This is a genomic window from Psychrobacter sp. SHUES1 (genome assembly GCF_001652315.1).
GTDB classification, from domain to species: Bacteria; Pseudomonadota; Gammaproteobacteria; order Pseudomonadales; family Moraxellaceae; genus Psychrobacter; species Psychrobacter faecalis.
The window spans coordinates 1-704 of the sequence record NZ_LXWA01000015.1 but is presented as its reverse complement, the minus strand read 5'-3'; the positions used below and the strand labels follow the sequence as shown (position 1 = coordinate 704).

The following is a 704-nucleotide window of genomic DNA, read 5'->3' as shown; positions in this document are numbered from 1 at the left end:
GTACCACCTGATCCCTTCCCGAACTCAGAAGTGAAACATCATCGCGCCAATGGTAGTGTGGCTCCGGCCATGTGAGAGTAGGTCATCGTCAGCTCTCTATTCCTGAAAACCCCCTTACGCGAAAGTGTAAGGGGGTTTTCTTTGTCTGCTTTAAGTTAAATAATCATTAATCCAATGACTGTACGTTTTTTCTTTCATAAGGCCCAATATTAGCTGTTATTCGTGTATGTATATCCGGCTTAAGAATCTTATATCCTAATGAAGTAATAGCTTTATAGCGTTTTTCTAAAAAAATAATGCTCTATTCAACTTATTTAAGTGATGTATTTCAATAAGTTGTAATATATATAAAATAAAAATTGATATTAGCTTGACCCCCTACTAAAAGCGCGTATAATGCCACCCAGTCGAAAGGGAAGGACGTTTAGAAAGTGCTTTGCTACTGAACAAACACTCATTAGCGAGAAAGAACATATTAAACTACTTTTAAGTAGACGGATAAAACTTTCAAACTAAATAAAAATAACTTCTTGACTAATTAAAATAAGCGTCTATAATACGCACCTTATTAGGGAGAACCGGAACAACTTATATGTCAATTACATATAACAAACCTGGCTAACCCATTGAAACAAATTATAAAAAAGCTTGACAAACCAAATCATTATGATATGATAGTCGGCTCGCTAGATAGGATAAGTTCT

Annotated in this window: 1 rRNA gene; it reads left to right on the top strand. The window is 34.9% G+C overall.

From position 1 onward, the window contains the following. A 5S ribosomal RNA gene (gene rrf / locus A7325_RS00710) occupies positions 1–94 on the top strand; the annotation flags it as partial. Between the last annotated feature and the right edge of the window lie 610 nt (positions 95–704).